The sequence below is a fragment of the Flavobacterium sp. genome, assembly GCF_013822155.1.
Lineage (GTDB): Bacteria > Bacteroidota > Bacteroidia > Flavobacteriales > Flavobacteriaceae > Flavobacterium.
On sequence record NZ_PNJW01000022.1, the window covers coordinates 28,750 to 46,108 of the forward strand.

Sequence of the window (17,359 nt, forward strand, 5' to 3'; positions counted from 1 at the left end):
AGAGGTAGCTACACGAAAACGACAATGTAATCGACAATGTAGCTATTATGAAAAATCTAAAAAACGGATGCTCTTATTCTGAGCTTTGGGTATCTCCTGAAGACTGGAGAACCACCACCGCAAAATCATCATTAAAAAAACAATGGTACGTACAATGTTACTATTACGACCCTTTATTCGCTGATAAGTATCCCAAAGGTTTCCCTTTCAGGAAAAAACTCAATCGTATCAAAACTTTAGAACAACGGAAAGAAGCAGTTAAATTCTTCCTTGAAGAAATACCTAAACTTTTTGAAGATAAGCTTTGGAATCCTATCACTAAAAACTATATGGCTGTTGAAGAAGATATTTATAATTATGATATAAATCCAAATACAAAAATTATAGATGCTATCCGATTCGTTCTTGATAGATTAGAAATAGAAACCAGAACAATAAAAGAGATAAGAAATATAGTAGACAAGTTTGAAAGATCAGTTAAAAATTTGAGATTTCAAGAAATATCTGTAATTGATTTTAAGAGGAAACATTACAAATTAGTTATTGAAAATATTGAAAAAATAGATGGAAAATTCTCTGCACATAAGTATAATAAATATCGTTCATACATTTCAATATTGTTTAGAGATTTATTAGAATATGAGGCGGTTGAGTATAATATAATGAAGGACATCCGTAAGAAAACCACTGAGAAAAAAATACGTGAAATTTTATCTGAAGACGAGAGAAAACAAGTCAATCAATTTTTAAAAGAGCATTATCCGGACTTTTGGAGGTTTACAATTATTTTCTTTCATTCCGGTGGACGTATAACTGAGCTATTGAGGTTGCAGATCAAAGATGTTGATATTAAAAAGCAAGTTTATAGAACATTGATAAAGAAGGGCAATCAATCTCAATGGATTGAACGTCCAATTAAGGATATTGCAGTTCACCTATGGCAACGTTCAATTTTTGGAAGGAAAGAAGATTATGTCTTTTCAACCGGGTTAAAACCTGGTCCGGAAATTATTGCTTACAAAAACATTCAACGTCGATGGAAAATGCATGTGAAAGATAAGTTAGAAGTGACAGCTGATTTTTATGCTTTGAAACATTTAAATCTTGATGAAACAGCAGAATTATTATCTTTGGAAGATGCTGCACGTTTAGCTGGCCACACAGATACAAAAATGGTTTTAAATCATTACGCTGTTGGAGAGGAAAGCAGAAAGCTTGAGAGGTTAAAAAAATTAAATAACAAATTCGCTTAAAATATGTTTAGTACCAACTTACCGACCGAAACATTATATAAGACTTCTTTTACTTTAGGTATAATAATTTTGGTTTTTACAATTAGTTATAGACTTAAACTTTCATTTGATCTTGAAAATTTAAAACTCGAACTTAGAAAGGAACTATTTGTTTTCGATTCGAAAAATGAAAAAAATTATGAAGAGTGGTATAAATCAGATAGTAAAATTAAAATAATAAAAAGCACACTCTTAGTTTATGATTCATTATTAGATTCGAAAAAAGTAGATAAAAAAACAATAGAAACAATTTACAAGCATGGACCTTTAAAAATTGATAGTTTAAAGATTTATAATTTCAAAATAGATTCATTAAAAAAAGAGCTTATTAAGGATGGCGTTTTAAGTCATTTTAAAGAAAAAAAATATATGTTAGAGTATGAAAAGTATGAATCATTTGTAGAGAAGCAGTCAATTATATTATTCTTAATATCAACATTAATGATTTTATTGGGTTTAATCTATTGGAGAAAAGTACAGATTATAAGTGATAATACAGCTAAAATTAACCTTGAAAAATTACAATTGGAGTTGGAAATGCTTAAACAAAGAAAACAAAATTAATAGTTACCTTCTCATGAATAATTTCAATTTCTAATCCTAAATATAGAAGCATTGTAACCCACCCAAATGCGTTGTTGAGTATCAAAGGAAGCCGTAAAAACGTTTCCTTTTTTGTTTTGAAACCCTAAATTACCTTTTACCAAGAATGAATCAAACTGTAGTGTGTTTCCGAACTCCACACCGCCCATCAAACGAAATACAGTTTCTTTTTCTTCAGGTGCATCCACTTCAATTGATTTGATAGTATAAGTAGGTTTTATGTTCTTAACGGTTCCGTAAACGCTACCGGTGATATTAATTTTAATTAGGCTATCTTCAAAAGGTTCATCAATGGTTCTTTCGGTAACTGCAAGAAGCATTATGTTCATTCTTTCCATTGAATCTTTAGCAGTTAGATAATCATTGAAAAGCTTTAAGTTAATTGGATTCTCAATTTCAATTTTAATTTCTTTCCATTTGATAATTGGTTTTGGATCATTCCACTTAGCAACTTCTTGTTTAGGAACCACCGGTTCAAACGTTCCTGACTTCTCCGGAATAACAATTGCTTTTGTTGATGGTGGATTTGGTTCACAAGAGTTTTGAAGCCAAATAACAGCTAAAAGAATAGCAATAATTATATATGGTATACTACGATTCATTTTCTGAAATTTGACCGGTTGAACTTAATTTAATTACTCTAACATTTTTTGGCTGAGCAATCTTCCAATCACATCTTCGAATACCTATACAACGGCTTTTTAAAATTCGAGTTGTGTTGACCATATTGGCTTGATTGCCTCCCAGCACATGATAACAAGTATCATCTTCGCCAATATAAAAACCAACATGACCACCGCCACCTGGTCTTGTGAAAGTTAGAATATCACCAAGCATAGCAATAGATTGTTTTGTTCCAAAATTATTCCAGTTACGAGCCCATAGAGGATTATGAACTACATCAAATCCGGCACGTTTAACTACAATAGCTACAAATAATCCGCACCAAGGAATTTCATCATTAGTGTATGAATTTTTAAGCTCTAAATCTTCTGCCCAAGATAGAATCTCTTTTGAATGTTGTTTTCCAACTATCTCTTTAGTTCCGTAAAGCTTGACAGCTTCCACAATTACTTTTGGTCCCGATTCTTTTTCAAGAAACTTATAGTTATTCTGGTGAATCATTTCTTTGATTATTAAAGTTATCCCCATCTTTTTGGCCGTCAAATTCAAACCACTTGTTATATCTTCTTAAGATTATTCCAGCTAATCCTCCGGCCTCCTTATAACCTAAATTGCCAAGATTCTCAAACCAACTAATCAACATCTGGAAAGTGATGGCAACCACAACAACATAGAAAACCCAACCGAATGGATTTACTTCAAAATCTCCAAAAATTATAGTTTTTGTACTCTTAGCGAAACTGTTTATAAGTACTAATATTCCAATGTATACACCTATTTTTAGAATCATTCGGCCAAACTTCCGGCTTCTAAATTTGTTTCCTTTCTTTATATCTACATTGATTCCTGTTTGCCATTCAGCAACAATCAAAAAAGAAAATGCTAGCCAAAAAACTAAATCTAATCCGGATGAATCTATAATAAATTCTCTCAATGTTCCGAAGGTGAACGCAACAGTTAAAAATATTTTCAGGTCTCCAAAGTAGAAGCATTTGAAGACAGTTGTCATGAAGTCTTGAGCATTTACATAACCAAATCCCTGAAGGATGTAATTAAAAAATTTATTCATTTTTTTTAGTTATAGGGTGTATAGAAAAAGCAATTACAATTAATGTTAAGGCAGTTATTAAATCTCCAATTACAGAAGCTCCAATGAGCTGTATTAACAAATAAACCGGAATGAATAGATAATAACCATACCATGTCCAACGAACATCCCTATCACTTCCTATTCCATCAAAAAACTTAACTTGAATTAATTCAATAATCATTCCTACACCAATAGCAGAAAAACCACCAAGAGTTAAAGCAAACCATTGAGGAAGTCCGGTTAAAACTAATGGCATGACTAAAAATAAACAAGCTCCTCCAATCAATAAATGACTAGGTATGTTTTCTTCTTTAGTCAAATTTTCCCTTTTAAAATCTGTTGGAATTTTTAAGATTAAATCCCAAATCATTTTGTGAACCGTAATTTTAATGAATGGTTTTTTAGCTCCGCCTCTTTCATCATAATGAAAAAGATTATATCTAGCTAGATTTATTTCGTCAATCATTTCGGCTCTTTGCACGAAAACAGTAAGTGTAATAATTGATATTTGAATAATCAATTTGAATACCGGAGAAATTTCAAGCAGCTCTTGAATTTGAGTAAGGATAATTAAAATAGTTGAAATCATCCATTTGTATTTGATAATTAAATCTTTCATTTTATTTGAGTTTAAGGGTTAAAGTTCTATGTTATTCGCGTTAATGAATATCGTGTCAATTTCTGTTTTGTCCTTTTGCAGAACTGCTCCAATGAATGCCACAGTTTGTGATTTTCTGTCAATCTGATTGCCGTACTCCCATATATAAGATGCACGAGTTTTCATTGGTTCGGGTAATTTAGAAAGCTCCATTTCAACGGTTGCCAATAAGCCCATTTCATGCAAGATTACTTTTATACACCAAAGCGGAACAAGTTGTGGAACTTCTCTAGTGCTTAAGATTTCTTCTTCAGTTTCAGCATTCACCCAAACACCTCCAACATTTCTAACTTTAGCAATGTCAGTTGGCAATGGTGTTGTAGAAAAAAACTCCATCCCTTCATTCGTTTCTGATTTTACACCTAAGTAATTTCCTTGTTCATCTGTTTTATAATACATATTAAATAGATTTAGTTTTTGAAGCTTTGAAAGTTTTAATTGAAGCTGTTTCTCCAGCATTACCTAATTGAGCGGTTATAGTAATTTTCCATGCTGCTGAATAAGTCAATGACACATCTGAAAATGCTGAATTAGTTCCTATTGTGTCAGTGATTAGATTTGCTGTTGGTGAAACTGCATTTACTAAATCACCTGTTAAAAATTCTATGTTCAGCCTTTCAAAATTTACTCCTTGATTGTTACCGGTATAAGTGGCAATAAGAGCATCAGCAGTTGTACCGGTAGTTCCGAATCTAATTCTATATGTGACGTTTGCAATAGCTCCTGATTTTTTTCCTTTAATGCGAATTGCCATACCATCCCCTGGCACAAAAAATCCACCTACAACATCATCAACGCTTACAACTGTTTCTAAAAGGTCACCGGTGTGACTTCCGAACGTCCCGTTTTGTTTTGATATAAAAAAGTTTTCAATTTTATTGATTGTTGAAGTAAAAAAATCTTGACGAATTGAACCATCGGTATTTGTGCCTAATGAGGCATACAATTTCATTATACCGGCTAGTACGTCTGTTGCTGAGGGAACTGTTCCACTAGAACCAGGTTTAGGTGTTAAAATAAATTCTGTAGTAGAAATTCTTTTCAATCTATAAAGAACATTTGACTCTAATTCTATAGTTGTATTTGCACCATTTACAGTAAACGTAGGTGATGCTATGAAACCAGTTCCTTGTTTTAATATTACTTGAAATTCTAATTGTGAAGTAACAAATGAAGCCGGTAACGTTAGTGTTTTTGCACCAGTTCCTGTTAACACTATCAGCCTAGAGGTATCAATATCAAAAAAATCTCTATTATTTGTTACATTTGTCACTGACCTAATTATCTCAACCATACCACTTACTCTTGGTAATGTCAATGAGCCATTATTTTGGTCATTTGCAGTGATTGAAATAGATATGCCATTCCCAAAATAAACTGACAATCTTTTATCTGTTAGAAATAAATTACCGGTACCATTTTCCCATGCTAATATGTCTGCTGGTTGTATTGAAAGTTTTAAGTAATTAAAAATAGAAAGCAAAGATTTTTTAACCTTGTAATGTTGAGAACCTTGCTTTACTAGCATCAACGAATTATCTAATGGTACAGAATTTAATTCGTCAAGAGTATCCAAATCGAAAGGAAATTCAGGACCGATAGTATTAATTATATCCGCTCCAAAAATTATATATTCTCTTAGTCTAAGTGTACCAGGCAGTAAAATAGGTTCTTCAACTATCACATCGCTTTCTTCACCAACTTGAAGTAATATTTCAGAAGAATCATTTAGATAAATAAGATGCCTTCTGTACATGTTATCAGAGGCCAAAGGAAGCTCAATCAATACATCACCATCATTAGCATTTAATACTTGATTTATATACCAAGTAAACCCAACACCGTAGGTAACTTCATTTGCATCCAAAACTTCAGTTCCTAAACTTACTATTCTATCCAACTCTTGGATTGAACCACCAACACTTCCTAATGTATTTCGTGAATAAAGTACCGGTAACAATGCGTTTTGAAGTTCATTTACAGTAGCATAAACTACTCCATTTACTGAAAAATTACTTACTTCACTAAATTCACATAAAATAAGTTTGCTATCATAACAATTCACTATTCTCAAATAGTTATTTATAACATGAGGCATGAAGTTCTTGAAATATGGAACTCCATTTAGGCTGAATTTTTGTGAATTTATGTTGACAATTATATTCATTATTGAATTACTTTAGTTGAAAAGCCTCCTGTTGATGAGCTTCCACATTTATTTTGGCAATTATATTTTGGAAAGAGTTCAATATTTCTTTCAATATACTTTACAACATCTTCCATTAGCTTATTAGCTTGAGACTTCTTTTGATAATATGTATTACGTCTCTCTTCAAGTGGAACCGGTTGTGAGTTAGGAGTCGTTTTGAATTGCATACCAAAAGAAGTTGATACAGCTGGTGATTCTAATTGAAATCGGGCATAAGAAAAGAATGCTAATACTCCAGCTAATCCTTTGAACGAATAAGTATTTTCATTGTATTCATATTCTCCACCGGTAATAAGCTTTGCATAGTTTTCTTGTGTTTTATTTTTAAGCAGATCATGATAGAATTCTTCACATACCAATTCTTTCAAATCAAAATCCTGAGCTTGTTCAATAAACTTTTCATATTCAGTATCTGATACTCCAACGGCAATTTGAAGAAATGCCATTGCTTGAGCTTTAGTAATTAACAGTATCATTTTTTATCTGGATTAGTTGGTTCTAAAATTACAGGCTCTCCAATCATTCGTTTGGCCACTTCATTTGAGTAACCATAAATATTCTCAAGCATGGCCACAGCTGAATCAAAAGTTGTCGTTTTATTAGAAACTGATAATTGAATAGCCAATATGGTAGTTACTCCACCAACGGAACCTCTCAAGGTTGCCTGTGCTACTCTTATTTCCTTTTGAGCTAGTTGTTCATCATTTAATGGTTGAGGAGCTTGTGAGTTTTTTGTAATGTCTACTCCTTGTTCGTAGTTAACAGTACCATCTTCTAATAATGAATATTGTTTAATAGTCCAGTTCCCTGAAGGGTTGATATTATCCTTGTGATTTTTGAATAATTCCGCAAAAAATAATTCAATTTTCTCCTGATCTCTTGAAATGATTGAGTTGTAAATTGATTGAGCTTTAGTTAAATCTTCTCCCGAAGTATTACCAAGTTTTCCGGCCACAAAATCAATCAACTGAGGAGGAATATTATATACTTTTCTAATGTAGTTTGAAGATGATGTCTCAAAGTGAGCATACTTTTCACTACGAACTTCATTTTTTAAAGTATCAAATTTGAAGTTTCCGGTTTTATCTCTTTCATCGTCAAAATCATCTTCTACAACTAGCTTAGATGAAGTATTCTCAAACCCTGACATCTTTTCAAGATTTTTATAGAAGTCTACTTTATCTTCATTTTTAGGAAACTGACGATGCCTAATAATTGTAATGTCCTCAAAACTTCTTCTTGCGGTACCATTGTAGAATAAACCTAATTGATTTTCAGTATCTGCGAACGTATAAGCAGTTTCAATCTTAGATTTAGGATAATCATACTTATCATTTAGTTTAAAGAAGAAAATTTGTCCTTTGTAATTATTCCATCCACCTGCAGCATCAACTTGCGTTTGAATTACTTCTGGTCTTGGGTTATATACATCATATACTTCAACTTGGTCTTTCTTTAAATCTTTACCCCAACCTTTACGGGAAAGAAGAATTTTACCATTATAATCCTTACTGTCTTTTTCTCCTAGCTTACAAAGAGAATAGGGGATAACATTAAAGCTATCCTTTTCATAATTGAAGTTATATCCAACATGTACCCATACTCCTTGATGTCTTGACAAAGGCTCACATACATCGAATAGTAAATTATTTGGAGAATAGGGAAGAATGCCATCTGAAATATTCACTTTTGAGAGATCAACTTCAAAACCGGCTCCACCAAGAAAACGCTCATTTATCCAAGCACATTGTAAAGCAGTCGGAGAACTGTCAATTAGGTTTTCAACAACAACGGGTTTGAGGTTATCTTCACCATCGAAGATAACCCCAAATTTTTTGTTGTAAATTCTCTTTGTCTCCTCTTTGTATCTTTCGATAATTTTGGACTGCATGTTTGCCATGGGAATAAATCTTTATTCTTCGATTTGTAATTTCAATTCCTCAATGTTTTTTTCAGCTTGAGTAATAGCTTCTTGACTTCCTTCATTAGCTTTCAAGTCTTCCAGGTCTTGTTCTGCTTTTTCCAAATCGAATTGAAGTTCTTCCAAAGTTTTTTCACCTGAATCAGTATCAGGTTTAAAACCTTTTCTATCATCTTGGCCAGTTTCAACATCTTTAGCTTCAACCAAAGATTTTGCTAATTGGAAAACTTCTTTTTGTTCTTCTTCCTTAAGTTCATTTACGAACTTTTGTAAACCGGTTACAGTTTTAGCTCTGGTTTTAATTTTGGCAGTATCAAGAACTTTTTCAGTTTCTTCAAATGTCAATGAATAGTCACCGATTTTTACTAGTTCGGATTTAGCATCCTCTTTTTTATCATCTTCCAATGCTGCTGCAATTAATTCATCCACATTAGTTGGAAGCTTTGCAAAAAGAACTTTTCTTTTTGGATTTTTGGCCAATAGCTCAATAGCAATTTCATCTGTTAAGTTTGCATTGCTATATGAAATTGAAGTACCAGGAACCGGAATAATTACTTGGTGATTCAATTTGAAATTTTGTTTTTTTATTTCTAAATTTTTCATCTTGATTTCTTTTAAATTTTTAATATTTTTTATGTAACCGCTTATTTTATATGGGCAGTTAGAACATACCTCTCCAAATATTTTGTAGTGAAGTGAGAAAACATATTTTAAAAAAGGGACACCATTATCTTTTCCGCTCACGATGGTATGATAATCTGTGTCCCAAATTTTATGTAGTTCTTCTTTTTCTTGAGTATTAAGGGATGACAGGTGCAACATATACGTTATCGTCTAACCATGCTTCAATATCAACAATACCACCGGCTGGATTCCAAATTTTCAATCTGGTAGCTTCTTCCTCTCCTTCTTTAGTTGCACAAATAATTTTACTTGTACCAGAATTTTCAGCAGAGCTAAAATCGTCGTTTGTAATTACCATTCCAGATTCTAGGCCAGCAATTCTATATTGAATTTCACCATTAATTCCTTTATCAATCATTTTATTGATTGTGAACACACGAGCTCCATCAGCTAACTCTTGAATTCTTTCAGCCTCATTTTCCCCAATGTAAATTGGAACATATTCATCAGTATGAATGTACCCGTTGCTAAAATCACCAACAGCCAAAGCACTTTTAGCGATGTGTGATTTATCGTTTCCTGCAGCTTTGAAGATTTTCTTACCAGCCTTAAGAACTAAAACTGATACTTTTGTATTTCTGTTAGCCATTTGAGTAGCTACAGAGTCAATATCTTTCCAGTTACCGTACCATTTTTCAGCTACACCTTGTTTAGGTCTGTATCCACATTTTTCAGTGAATTCACCAGCCATTTCTGTATTACAATCTGCCATTTGTTTTAAGTGTTAAAAGGGAGCTTTGAGACTCCCTTTGATTAAACAATTATTATAGTGCGGCTTTCATCGCATAAGGGTTAGTCATCTTAAAGTCTAACATGAAGTTAGCTTTAATCCAGAAAGTTTCCTCTTTACCACCCACATACTCTAGTGTAATATCAGTCAATGATGCTTCATCATCAACACCTACTTGTAAATACTCTTTACGAGTTAATAAAGCAAAGTGAGGTAAGTGGATTGTATCTGCTGGAGCTACTCCAGTTACGAAATCAGCTTTTTTCCAACGATCATAATGAACCACCGGAACAAGTTTCTCTCCATCAACATTGGCATCTTTAACTCCTTTTTGAGTTAAGTCTACGTTTGATTGTAAACCATAACCATTGTTTCTTTTAATCCATTTTGTGTAATTCTTGAACAATCTATTTGATGTTAAGAATAAATCAGCATCGAAGTCATACACATCATCTGTGATTGATTCGTAAAGATTCACAGCGTAATCAGCATCTAAAGCTAATTGTACTGATTGAGCACCTGTATTTTTTGATAATTCCACAAAAGCTTCAGCAAATTCCGGAAGGGTTTTCAAATACGCTAACGTTGGAATTAATCCTTTGTCAATTGTATTGTAGAATTGAACCTTTGTTACCTCATCAGTTAAGATATTTTGTGCCGCGATGTCTTTATCTGCCATCAAAACGATACGTTGTAAATCCAAAGCAATTGCTTTGGAAACTAAGTATTGAATAAATACACCAAGTTCAGTTCCTGTAAGGTCTTTTCTTGCATATCCGTTTTTCAATCCCCATTGAACGAAAGATGTTTCAAAATCTTTATAGCAATATTGGATTTTAACTTCTTGCAAAGTTGGATTCCAAAATTGAGAGAATGCTGGGAAAGTTGGTGAAATACCATCTCCACCACAACCGGCTGATTTTTTTGTGATATATTCAAAACCACGCATTGCAGCAACTTGTTGTCCACCTTTAATACCGGGTACAATGGTGAACATGTTTTCAGTTGGCTGGTAAAAGGTATCATTCATTACGACTTCTCGTAAATCTTCGATGTATCTTTTGTCATCAGCCAAATTCTTGAAATTTTCAATAATTTCCATATGATAAGTAGATTAAAATTTATTTGTTATTTTTTTTCTCTGATTTCTTTTGCTTTCTCAGGGTCATAAGTTTTCGCTTTAGCACCTTGTCCACTACCTTGCTCTGCGGAAGGTTTTTCAAATTTCTTTGAACCAATTTCTTTTCCAAGACGTTTCATTTCTTTTGATACTACGTCAAAAGCTTCTTCATTATCCTTTTGAGATTTCTCAATAGTTTTCTTGAATGATTGGAATTGTTTGGTTAAATTGTTTACCGAGTTCATAACTTCTTTCATAGAAGTTTCATCTGCAGGTTCATCAACTGGTTCTGCTTCTTTTATTTCGGTAATTTTACCACCTACAGTCACTATGGAACCGCCATCAGGTAGTAAATGATCTGCATCAGGAACAGGAGTTCCTTCACTGGTAACAACAGCGTCTCCAACTTGTGGTTGTTCTGCTTCTGTCACAACAGTAACAATAGAGCCATCCGCTAGGGTAACATCTATATCAAATGTTTCATCATCTCTTTTAGAGCTGAATTGTTTTTTTAGTTTTTCTAAAAATGACATATTAAAATTAATTAAGGATTTACGATTTGAATAGTTTGCATATCGATTAAAGAAGTCTTCGATAATTGCCGGTTGCTTTGAAATAGTTTCAAATATTTGAGGATTATCATCTAGGAATTGAGTTACTATAATTCCTAAATCATTTGGATTTGCGGAGAAAAGAGAATCGGTCGCTGCTGGATCATCTACTAGGTCTACCGCTTTGAAAGTTCCCAAAGAGTGAAGGTTTTTAACCTTTCCATCAATAGGCTTTTGGTAAATATCTGAGAAGATATGTATTGAGTTACCGAACATATCAGGATTGCTCTCGGCCATATCCATGATGTAATCAAACATGGTGATACCTTTCCCATCAACTTGGGTTTTTTTTGCAATTGGGTCAAGAGTTAAGTCAGCATAAACGTTTTTATTTTCTATTCTGAAGTTCTTGTAACGTCCAATATAAGTTCCGAATGAAGTGGCACACATGTTTGGGTGGCCAAATCGTGATTTTATTCCCTTTTCAGATTCATTGCCTTGTTTAACTAAGTCATTAAGGAATAATTCATCGAAGTATGAATCATTTTTGTTTTCTCCAAAATTGGCAATACAAGTATTTTTTACAAGACCATTTTCTCTATCAATATTAATATTGGTAGATTCAAAATTCGGTAGTGATTTGAAATAAGCTACTTTCATTAAGTAATATATTATATTACTACAAATGTAAATTAATCTTCTTTTCAAAATAGGTACCAGTAATTGACTAAATTATTATCTTTGTTAAATGATAATTTTATTACTAATAGTAGTAGCCCTAACTGTAACCGCATGTTTCATGTGGTACAAGTTTTGTATTTACTTGGGTAATAATTTAGAGAGAAGAAAGAATCCTTACATTAAAGCTCAAAAGACTATTGATAAAAACAATAGGGATTACGAAAATTATTTAAAGTGGATGGATAAAAATTCGAATGGAGTTCCATTGAATAAGATGATGACAAAAGAAGAATATGTTGCAGAACAAAAAATTAAGTCATTAATCTCTTGATTATTTTTTTTACACTACTAGCTGAAATACCTTCATCCTTAGCGATGAATTCATAACAACAATACACACAAACACCTTTATCTCGTAAAGCAGTATATTCCTCAACTATTCTGATATTTCTTCTCCAAGAGGTATCGACAACTCCTAAGGTTTCGAGTTCCTTAATTTCTTTTTCAAGATGTTTGAGTTTTGTATATAACATACACAAATATAGTAATATATTTTATTACCATTTGTCTTTTATGCATTTGTAATCTTTACTTCGAACCGCTGTAGAAAGTGGACAACCACAACCTCCCTTTTCTTTTGAGCAATACATGCCCTGAATTTTACTTATAGAATAATCCGGAAGAATTGCAGTGTGAAGTCCATAAGTAGCAGCTGGGCATTCGGCACAAATGGCAGCTCTTTTTTTTGCAATAGACAAAACTACCTCGTCATCTGGCATGAGGTAGTTTGTCCATCCATTTATGATATTCTTTACTTTGCTCATTAGTGATTTGCTCCTGTAATTAACTGAACATAACTATTATTGGCTAAATGAAAATCCTCAATTGGCAATACCGGTGGTGGTAACGATGCATTTGCTTGAGCAATTTTAGAAGCCAAAATATCATAATCAATTATTTGTCCTTTTGATGAATTATTTATGGAATTGGAAATGCCAAAAGATGATGCTACACCTCCTGAAGCAAGTCCTACACCACCACCAGCTTGATTTATAGCCGAAAGTAATGGTGCAAACATAGAACTAGATTTTGCATTTATAACACTCTCACCTCTTGAAAGCATTGCAGGAATTGAATCACTGGTTCCTGTTCCGGGTCCTTCTAAACCAATTACACCTTTTGCTAATTTTACTCCTGAAATTTTAGCCACATTTAATAAACCAAATGCACCAGCTTTAATTGCTGCCAATGTAGCTCTAGCAATTGACGTTGGATCACCTGGTACTAATTGGGTGGTATAAGCTTTTTGAATTGCTAAAAACATATCTGCAGTAGCAAGAGCAGCAGATAATTGTTTGTTTTCTCCAAAGAACCCGGTCATCAATGTACCGATATCCCCAATAGCTTGACGAGTATTATCAACTTGTGCAAGTCTACTTTGTTTTTCTAGATTTACTTTACTAGCCTGATATTTTTTATTTATTAAATCAATATTCGCTCCTGTCTTTTCAGCATTAGCAATCTCTTGTAATCTTGATTGTTCAAGTCTATCCAATTGAATTGCTAAATTTTCTTGAAATACTAAATCTTCATAAGCACGTTGGTTTTCTAAATCAATAGTTTTTCTTTCATTTTCGGCTTCTGCTCTTAAAGCTTTAGCCTCATCATTCTTTGTTTGGTAATCAGTCTGTATGGCTTTTATAGCTTCCTGATATTCATACTCCGATGTAATACCTTGGTCAAGCCTCAATTGCTCAAAGCTAATTTGTTGTTGTAAAATAGCATCAAGACGTCGTTGTTCTTCCTGTAATGCTAAATCAGAAAAAAACTTTTGACTGTCTATTTTGGAAATATTTGCTTCTATAAAGGCATCAAGCTCACGACTTGCATTGGTAACAACTGCATCAGTTTGTTTCTTTAAAAATTCATCCCGAATGTTATTCTGATCTGTCAGCAATTTCAATTTATCAGCTTCTGTTTTTTCAGAGGCATTAAATTCTGCTTGAGCAATCTTAAATTTTTTGTCTCGAACTTGTTCTGCAATTTTTATCTCCTCTTGAAGAGATTTTATTTTAATTCCTTGAGTAGATAAAAAATATTCTAGTTCAGATTTTGCAAGATTAGACGCATTAGCTAGAGCTTTTTTTCTATTTTCCTCAGCTTTTTTTCGTTGTGCTTCTGCTTCTGCTTCTAATTTTTCATTTAAAGCAGATTGTTGATTTTGAATTTTTTCACGTATAGTTGTTGACTCTTCAAGTATTTTAAACTTAGCAATTTCAGCTTCTTGAATTGCTTTAATTTCTTCATCTGAAACATTTATTTTGTCTTTCAACGCAATGGCATAAGCAACCCCTTCCTTGTTTAATCTTTTTATATCTTCATCAGTGATTCCAGCTTTTATTGTTATCGCTCTTTGGGCTACATCAAGTTCTTTATTGGCCAATGCAGCTCTTTGATTGTAGTTGTCTTCCTCAATTTTGTTGGCTTCTTGCAGTTTTTTTATACGTTCACTTTCTGATAGGCTTCTATTTTTTGATTGAAGCATCAATTCTTTGATTTGTTGTGAAGCTTTAGCATTGGCCACATCTTGTTTGATGGTGACATCTTCTAGGTCTTGCATATCTTTTTTTAATTGAATTGCAGCATTAGCAGCCTCTTTCATTTCATTACCCAATTCCTTAAAACTATCAATTGGATTGCTCAAGAACTTACCTACCTTATCCATCGTAGCTCCAATATCACTAAGTCCGGAAACAAAGTCTACAATTACTTTGGAAACAACTTCAACAACAGCACCAACAGCTGAAAAAACTTGTTCAACTCTATCCATTACTGGGTCAAAGGTTCGTAAATATCCAATCAACAAAGCTACTGCAGCTATGATTAAACCAATTCCGGTTGCTGCTAATGCTAAAGTAAAAATTCTGGTTGCACCCGTAGCAATGTTAGTTCCAATGGTCAATGCTTTTTGAGTAGCAGTCAATCCTTCTGTTTCTTTTGCTGAGTTTTTAATTAAAGAAACATTCTCTCCTAAGTCTTTTTTGACAAGGCTAAAAGTTTCTGTAAAGGCATAAGTTACTTTTCCCAAACTTGCCAACTCACCAGAGAACAACCCGGTTTCATTCAACGCTTCCTTTATGCTATCTTTATAATTACCGATGTTTAAAATTTGCTTCTCACGTTCGGAACCAGTTTGCTTTAGGAAAGTATTATTTTCATCTAACTTTTTATTTAGAGCATCAAGCAGTTTAGCCTCATCTTTATTGTTAACGTTCAATTGATCTCTCAACTTAGAAATTTCAGTGATAGATTTTTTAGCTTCTTCACGCGTTGCATTTTCCTTCTCTAAAAGTAAAGTTACTTTTTCCTGTACCGGAATAGATTTAGCATTTGATGTTATTAAAGCTGAAAGTACTTTTTGATTATTGGTATATTCATTTGAAACCTTTTTCAATGCAGCTTCTTTTTTTACAATAGCCTCGGTATTGTCTCCCTCTGCTTTTTTTAGGGTATTGAGGTTTTCTCTTAATGTTTTTATTTGTTCATTAAGTTCTTTTGATTTTTGAACTACTGCATCTGTTCCTAAATCTAATTCGAGTAATGTCTGTTTTTCTGCCATGACTATTCAACTATTAATGTTATGGTATTGCTGTATGAAAAGAAAGTTCTAAATTTATTTGTGGCTGTAAGTTGAATTTTATATTCTCCAACTGCTATAGGAGTAAGTACAAATTTCATATTGTCATCTGAGGTGTATGGTATTTCAGAAACTAACTCAACATCATATTCTGAATTGTAAATTTGTGCATTCCAAATAATAACTGATTGGCCAAGATTAATTGATTTAATCAATAAACCCAACTCGTATGATAGTTTTGGAGCTATAGTTCTTTGTCTTAAAATGCTCATGATGTTGCTATATTTGAGTTAACATTAAATTGAGCATTTTTAATCTGAAGACTGTATGAAGCCAAAACACCAAAATTTAAATGCGGCACTTCTACTTCGAATGAACCAGATGGAGGTGCAAAATAATTTTCTGTTACAATTGGAAGTCCAGTAAAAAATTGAAGATTCGTGGTATACATTCTTAACAATATTGTAGCAATACTTAAATCACTAGTGTAATCAACTCTTATTCTCCTAGTGGTACCGTTATTAAGAATTGCAATAGTTTGTACATTGGTAATTAGAATGTATGTCAATAGTCCTGGTGGTGTAATGTAACAAGAACCCGGAATATTAATCAATTCTGAAAGATTACTTTCAAAAAGTTGGAATATACCTTCATCATATCTGACCTTAAATTTGTATCCTCCGAAGTACTGTTCTGGTAGTTCTGTGAACGTATGAACAATTTGATTAGATTCTAAAGTTACTATTATTGGATCACCGTATGGAGCATAGAAAAATCCACCAATACCATCAGGTGTAAATGTATGTGGTATCAATTTTACTTCTACCGGTTGTGGAATGTTAGTATCAATTGTAAATGTGACTTCACAAGCATCTTGAGTTACTCCTGTAATGATGATATATCTTTCTGTTGGCTCATTCTTTTCTATCTCTTTTAAATAATCAACTTCAAACACTTCAACATTCGTAGGCTGTCCTTTTACAAATGATTTGATTTTATTGACTAAATAATAAGATGCCCGTTTGTCAATATAAATTAGTTTGTCCATGTTGAAAGCTTCATAATCTTGAAAGCTCAAATTCATTAATAATTCTTTGGCTTTTGCTTTATCAAATATGCTTTCAATGCTCTTGTAATTATCTATTATTAAGTGGTTCCAAGAGAGTCTAAAGTATGTTTCGTATGGTAACTTTGTAACCGTGGCATTTGTTCCAAGACTTTCAGAAGTCAATAAAAAAGAACCTGTAATTTCTTTATATCTTAAGCAATAAAATCTTCCGGATAATTCTTTATATTCAATTGAAGAATCATCTTTTAATTCTCGTTCCCAGATTTTATAAATGTTTGAACTCAAACCGCTGAAAAATGTTCCTATAGGTCTATCAGGAGTGTAAAATTTAGATGTAATAACTATTGTTTCATCAGGTAAATTCTCATTATTAATTTTGATTGCTCCATCATTATACTTTAAATTTTCATCGTTGTATTTATACTTAAACTTGTTCAGTTTAGCATATTTTCCAATAGTATAGTTTTCATTTTTCACTCCTAAAAAATTG

General features: G+C 32.7%; 19 protein-coding genes. 2 read left to right on the forward strand and 17 right to left on the reverse strand.

Translation table 11 applies throughout. The annotated features are described in order from the left end of the window. The first annotated feature begins 47 nt into the window (after positions 1-47). Positions 48-1,253 (forward strand): site-specific integrase, encoded by a 1,206-nt coding sequence (locus C0512_RS07345; RefSeq protein ID WP_290860114.1) that lies wholly within the window; start codon positions 48-50, stop codon positions 1,251-1,253. A 3-nt stretch (positions 1,254-1,256) separates the two neighbouring features. Continuing rightward, on the forward strand, positions 1,257-1,856 hold the full coding sequence (locus tag C0512_RS07350) for a hypothetical protein (RefSeq protein WP_290860115.1): 600 nt from the start codon (positions 1,257-1,259) through the stop codon (positions 1,854-1,856). 23 nt (positions 1,857-1,879) lie between these two features. On the opposite strand, the gene C0512_RS07355 is transcribed toward C0512_RS07350, so the two are convergent. The 17 genes from C0512_RS07355 to C0512_RS07435 form a co-directional block, all read right to left on the reverse strand. Next, entirely contained in the window at positions 1,880-2,497 is a 618-nt protein-coding gene (locus tag C0512_RS07355) for a hypothetical protein (RefSeq protein WP_290860116.1), read from the reverse strand. Next, complete coding sequence (locus C0512_RS07360) at positions 2,487-3,020, reverse strand: TIGR02594 family protein (RefSeq protein WP_290860117.1); 534 nt, start codon at positions 3,018-3,020, stop codon at positions 2,487-2,489. Before C0512_RS07360 ends, C0512_RS07355 begins: the two co-directional genes overlap by 11 nt. Next, entirely contained in the window at positions 3,004-3,588 is a 585-nt protein-coding gene (locus C0512_RS07365) for a phage holin family protein (RefSeq protein WP_290860118.1), read from the reverse strand. The genes C0512_RS07360 and C0512_RS07365 overlap by 17 nt, the downstream gene beginning before the upstream one ends. Then, on the reverse strand, positions 3,581-4,228 hold the full coding sequence (locus C0512_RS07370; protein WP_290860119.1) for a hypothetical protein: 648 nt from the start codon (positions 4,226-4,228) through the stop codon (positions 3,581-3,583). Before C0512_RS07370 ends, C0512_RS07365 begins: the two co-directional genes overlap by 8 nt. Before the next feature lie 18 nt (positions 4,229-4,246). Next, positions 4,247-4,666 (reverse strand): hypothetical protein, encoded by a 420-nt coding sequence (locus C0512_RS07375; RefSeq protein WP_290860120.1) that lies wholly within the window; start codon positions 4,664-4,666, stop codon positions 4,247-4,249. Position 4,667: 1 nt separating this feature from the next. Beyond that, positions 4,668-6,434, reverse strand: coding sequence for a hypothetical protein (locus tag C0512_RS07380; protein WP_290860121.1), 1,767 nt, complete (start codon positions 6,432-6,434; stop codon positions 4,668-4,670). Beyond that, the gene (locus tag C0512_RS07385; RefSeq protein ID WP_290860122.1) at positions 6,434-6,952 is read right to left on the reverse strand and encodes a hypothetical protein; all 519 of its coding nucleotides are present in this window, start codon (positions 6,950-6,952) and stop codon (positions 6,434-6,436) included. The genes C0512_RS07380 and C0512_RS07385 overlap by 1 nt, the downstream gene beginning before the upstream one ends. Beyond that, a complete protein-coding gene (locus tag C0512_RS07390; RefSeq protein WP_290860123.1) occupies positions 6,949-8,376 on the reverse strand; it encodes a hypothetical protein in 1,428 nt (475 codons plus the stop codon). Before C0512_RS07390 ends, C0512_RS07385 begins: the two co-directional genes overlap by 4 nt. A gap of 12 nt (positions 8,377-8,388) precedes the next feature. Next, positions 8,389-9,000 carry a hypothetical protein gene (locus C0512_RS07395; protein WP_290860124.1) on the reverse strand — a complete coding sequence of 204 codons (612 nt, stop codon included), beginning with the start codon at positions 8,998-9,000 and terminating at the stop codon, positions 8,389-8,391. 196 nt (positions 9,001-9,196) lie between these two features. Further along, on the reverse strand, positions 9,197-9,793 hold the full coding sequence (locus C0512_RS07400) for a hypothetical protein (protein ID WP_290860125.1): 597 nt from the start codon (positions 9,791-9,793) through the stop codon (positions 9,197-9,199). A 52-nt stretch (positions 9,794-9,845) separates the two neighbouring features. Further along, positions 9,846-10,913 carry a hypothetical protein gene (locus C0512_RS07405; RefSeq protein WP_290860126.1) on the reverse strand — a complete coding sequence of 356 codons (1,068 nt, stop codon included), beginning with the start codon at positions 10,911-10,913 and terminating at the stop codon, positions 9,846-9,848. 26 nt (positions 10,914-10,939) lie between these two features. Continuing rightward, positions 10,940-12,142 (reverse strand): hypothetical protein, encoded by a 1,203-nt coding sequence (locus C0512_RS07410; RefSeq protein ID WP_290860127.1) that lies wholly within the window; start codon positions 12,140-12,142, stop codon positions 10,940-10,942. A 332-nt stretch (positions 12,143-12,474) separates the two neighbouring features. Continuing rightward, positions 12,475-12,702, reverse strand: a complete 228-nt coding sequence (locus C0512_RS07415) for a hypothetical protein (RefSeq protein ID WP_290860128.1) — start codon at positions 12,700-12,702, stop codon at positions 12,475-12,477. 18 nt (positions 12,703-12,720) lie between these two features. Then, positions 12,721-12,987: a hypothetical protein gene (locus C0512_RS07420; RefSeq protein WP_290860129.1), complete on the reverse strand. Its 267-nt coding sequence runs from the start codon at positions 12,985-12,987 to the stop codon at positions 12,721-12,723. Then, the gene (locus tag C0512_RS07425; protein WP_290860130.1) at positions 12,987-15,782 is read right to left on the reverse strand and encodes a hypothetical protein; all 2,796 of its coding nucleotides are present in this window, start codon (positions 15,780-15,782) and stop codon (positions 12,987-12,989) included. Before C0512_RS07425 ends, C0512_RS07420 begins: the two co-directional genes overlap by 1 nt. 2 nt (positions 15,783-15,784) lie before the next feature. Continuing rightward, the gene (locus tag C0512_RS07430; protein ID WP_290860131.1) at positions 15,785-16,072 is read right to left on the reverse strand and encodes a hypothetical protein; all 288 of its coding nucleotides are present in this window, start codon (positions 16,070-16,072) and stop codon (positions 15,785-15,787) included. Then, positions 16,069-17,359 (reverse strand): hypothetical protein (locus tag C0512_RS07435; protein WP_290860132.1); only part of this gene is annotated, 1,291 nt, incomplete at its 5' end. The genes C0512_RS07430 and C0512_RS07435, both read right to left, overlap by 4 nt.